This is a genomic window from Acinetobacter sp. 1566109 (assembly GCF_000582255.1).
Lineage (GTDB): Bacteria > Pseudomonadota > Gammaproteobacteria > Pseudomonadales > Moraxellaceae > Acinetobacter > Acinetobacter nosocomialis.
Genome location: NZ_JEYB01000121.1, coordinates 1 through 2818, shown reverse-complemented (window position 1 = coordinate 2818; position 2818 = coordinate 1). Strand labels below are relative to the sequence as shown.

Genomic DNA, 2818 nt, shown 5'->3' with positions numbered 1-2818 from the left:
TAATCATCGTTAAGTATGGGAGATGATTGACCCAAACCCGGTAAATCTATTGCAATCACTTTATGGTCTTTCATATAAGAAAGCATGACTGGTTCCCACATTTTCCATGTCGAACCAAAACCATGAATAAATACAATTGGTGTGCCTTTAGATCCACCTTCAACGTAATGAAGTTTTACGCCTTCAGACTCTATAAACTTACTAGATAAACCTTTTGCATAAGCATACTGACCTAACCCCTCAGATTTCACTTTATTAAACATTTGCTGTGAAACGGCTGGAGGTGTATCTATCGACTTTAAGTTTGGGTCATATTCTGCATTTGCTTGACTCAATCCCAATACACCAATTGCTGCGGACAAAGTCATTACTTTAAAAAATTTATTCATTTTCTTAGCCTTGATTTATAGAGTGAGCTTATTGAGCAGTCGGATAGTCGGTATAACCCGTTGCATCGCCACCATAGAAATATTCAGATTTGGCTTGCGCTAAAGCATGGCCTGACTGTAAACGCTCTACTAAATCTGGGTTAGAAATGAAAGGACGACCAAATGCCACCGCATCTACTAATCCTTTATCAAGAATAGTTTCGGCTCTTTCGAGTGAGTAATTTCCACAAACAATTAATGTGTTTGTGAATAATGAACGGAGTTTTTCTCTGAAACCCACAGGATAAGTATCACCATGTGGAAGCATGTCCCACTCAGCCAAATGAATATAAGCGATATTTCTTTTTTGTAATTGTTCAGCTAAATAAAGCGTAATTTCTTCGGGTTGTTGGTCTGTCATGCCATTAATGGTTCCCCAAGGTGATAAACGCACCCCTACTCGGCCAGCACCAATCGCCTCAATCAATGCGTCGACAGTTTCCAATAAGAAACGTGCACGATTTTCAACAGATCCACCATAGTTATCAGTACGCTGGTTCGCATCTGTAGATAAGAACTGGTCAAATAAATAACCATTCGCGGCATGAATTTCGACTAAATCAAAACCTGCTTGTACAGCATTGCGAGCAGCTTGAATAAATTCCTGTTTAACGTTTTGAATATCATCAAAATCCATTGCTCTTGGCATTTCGGCAGGCACCATTGCCCCTTCACCTTTTTCATTGGCAATAAATACTGAAGCTTTGGCCTGAATAGCAGATGGTGCAATGGGTTGTTCGTGGTTGCTATGCAGTGAAGAGTGCGACATACGCCCAACATGCCATAACTGAGCAGCAATTTTTCCGCCTTTTTCATGTACAGCCTGAGTCGCTAAAGCCCAACCTTTGATTTGTTCTTCTGAATAAATACCGGGCGTAAAAGAATAGCCTTTACCCACATCAGAAACTTGTGTGCCTTCGGTGATAATCAAACCAGCACTTGCACGTTGACCGTAATAAAGTGCATTAAGCTCGGTCGGCACATCATTAGGTTGTGCTGCTCTTGATCTGGTCATCGGTGCCATAACAATACGATTGCTTAGTTCAACATCGCCCACAATCACTGGATTAAATAATTTGTGATTCATATGTTAGCCCTTAAAATATGCATAAGATTATTTATGTAGTGATCACTATATAATCATGCTAAAATACAGTCAACGATTTTTTGTAGTGATTGATACAAAATGGAGAACAAAATGAACAAAACCGCAGGTCGTGGCCGTCCTCGTAATTTCGATCGAGATGCTGCATTAGACAAAGCGATGAATCTATTTTGGCGAAATGGTTATGAAGCAACATCGATTAATGACCTGACAAAAGCGATGGAAATCAATCCGCCAAGTCTTTACGCTTCTTTTGGAAACAAAGAAAAATTGTTTATTGAAGCTGTTGATTATTATGTTAAAAATTTTGGTAATTATCGAATTGAGGCACTTCAAGAGTCTTTAACTGCTCAAGAAGGCATTAAAAATTTGTTAATCAGAACGATTGATCAATTTTATAGTAAGCCTGATAAAACAGGCTGTTTAGTTGTCTCTGCTGCATTATCAGGTTCATCTGAAAGTAAAAATGTACAAGACATCTTGAGTAATGAACGCAGAAAAACCGTTGCTCTTATTAGAGCGAGACTTGAACAAGGTCAAAAAGATGGTGATGTGGCTGAAAGCTTAAACTTAGATGTTTTAGCAGATTATTTTGGCATGATTCTATTTGGTATTACGGTTCAAGCAAAAGATAATGTGCCTATTGAAAATCTATACGACAGTGTAGAAATGGCTTTAAAAACTTTAAACAATTAATTTTAATGATTTTATAGTTGAAATCATTTGGTTTGATTTCAACTTAAATCACTAAGATAAGATTGCTTTAAACAACCAATAAGGTTTGTAGGGTAGTGAAAAAACGCTCACCTTGATGGTTTTTATTGTTTCTATCTTTTCATTTCCACACTTTTAGCTAAGCCAAAGCATTTAGAAAGTAATTAAATAACCTCTCTTTTTGATCGATCTGTTCTGAGCTTAAAAGCTGAATAATTGCGCCTTCAATCATATATAGCAATATTTTGGCGTCATTAAAGGCTGCATCGTTTTTTAGTAATCTAAGCTGACTATATATTTCATTGCTAAGCCATGTTCTGTATCTGACCGCAGTTTGGTAAGCGTTTGGATAACTGTTTTTAGTTTCAAAAATAGCCTTAAATAATAAGTAGTACGGCCCTTCTAAGTCGGTGTGTAATATATAAAGTTTTTTGAGTTTATCGATTGTGCTTGTGTCATGGTCGTACTCCACTATTGCAACCACTTGGTCTTGGAGCCGTTCTTTTTGCACAATTAAACAGATATCAATGAAGCGTTCTTTAGAGTGAAAATAATTATAAAACGTCATTTT

General features: G+C 37.1%; 4 protein-coding genes. 1 reads left to right on the top strand and 3 read right to left on the bottom strand.

Going from position 1 to position 2818, the window contains the following annotated elements; all coding sequences use genetic code 11:
• Both J582_RS24470 and J582_RS24465 read right to left on the bottom strand, forming a co-directional pair.
• Positions 1–389: alpha/beta fold hydrolase (locus tag J582_RS24470; protein WP_032048822.1), on the bottom strand; the 389-nt coding region annotated here is incomplete at its 3' end.
• A 28-nt stretch (positions 390–417) separates the two neighbouring features.
• The gene (locus J582_RS24465) at positions 418–1515 is read right to left on the bottom strand and encodes an alkene reductase (protein ID WP_031981919.1); all 1098 of its coding nucleotides are present in this window, start codon (positions 1513–1515) and stop codon (positions 418–420) included.
• Positions 1516–1626: 111 nt separating this feature from the next.
• On the opposite strand from J582_RS24465, the gene J582_RS24460 reads away from it, so the two are divergent.
• Positions 1627–2229 carry a TetR/AcrR family transcriptional regulator gene (locus J582_RS24460; protein WP_002048563.1) on the top strand — a complete coding sequence of 201 codons (603 nt, stop codon included), beginning with the start codon at positions 1627–1629 and terminating at the stop codon, positions 2227–2229.
• A gap of 157 nt (positions 2230–2386) precedes the next feature.
• On the opposite strand, the gene J582_RS27015 is transcribed toward J582_RS24460, so the two are convergent.
• Positions 2387–2818, bottom strand: a 432-nt coding sequence (locus J582_RS27015) for a hypothetical protein (RefSeq protein WP_032048820.1), incomplete at its 5' end; no start/stop codon positions are given.